This is a genomic window from Myxococcus vastator (genome assembly GCF_010894475.1).
GTDB lineage: Bacteria > Myxococcota > Myxococcia > Myxococcales > Myxococcaceae > Myxococcus > Myxococcus vastator.
The window spans coordinates 1-800 of record NZ_JAAIYB010000911.1; the positions used below are offsets into that span (position 1 = coordinate 1).

General features: G+C 68.8%; 1 protein-coding gene. It reads left to right on the top strand.

Annotated elements, in window-relative coordinates:
- The first annotated feature begins 62 nt into the window (after positions 1-62).
- Positions 63-779 carry an HAD family hydrolase gene (locus tag G4D87_RS38285; RefSeq protein ID WP_163787652.1) on the top strand — a complete coding sequence of 239 codons (717 nt, stop codon included), beginning with the start codon at positions 63-65 and terminating at the stop codon, positions 777-779.
- Positions 780-800 lie beyond the last annotated feature (21 nt).

The following is an 800-nucleotide window of genomic DNA, read 5'->3' on the forward strand; positions in this document are numbered from 1 at the left end:
GCCCACGGACGGTTGACCGCCACCCTCGGCATCCCCACCTTCGGGGCCGAGGGACAAGGCACATGGTGGAAAACGTCATTTTCGACGTGGATGGAACCCTGGTGGATTCGGTGGACGAGCACGCCGAGGCATGGCGGCGCGCCTTCCTTCACTTCGGCCGGGACATCCCGTTCGCGCACGTGCGCAGCCAGATTGGCAAGGGCTCCGACCAGCTCATCCCCGTCTTCTTCAACGACGAGGAAGTGGAGCGCTTCGGCAAGGAGCTGGACGAATACCGCGGCAAGCTGTTCCTGGACGAGTTCCTGCCGAAGGTGCGCGCCTTCCCCCGGGTGCGGGAGCTCTTCCAGCGGCTGCGCGCGGGCGGCCTCCGCATCGTGCTGGCCTCCAGCGCGAAGGAGCCGGAGCTGAAGCACTACGTGAAGCTGTGCGGCATCGAAGGCCTGTTCGAATCGAAGACGAGCGCGGACGAGGTCGACAAGAGCAAGCCCCACCCGGACATCTTCGAGGCCGCCCTGGCGCGGCTGGGCAAGCCTTCCGCGGACGTGACGGTCGTCGTGGGCGACACGCCCTATGACGCGCTCGCCGCCAACCAGTTGAGCCTGCCCACCGTGGGCGTGCTCGCTGGCGGCTTCCCCCAGGATGACCTGCGCTCCGCGGGCTGCCGCACGCTGGTGAAGGACCCGGCGGACCTGCTCGCGCGCTACGAGGCGTCCCGGCGTGAGTGGCCCTGGAACGAGTCCGACGCCAGCCAGGTGGCCAAGGACGACGAGCAGCGCTGAAGCCGCGCCCCCGCCCTTCCC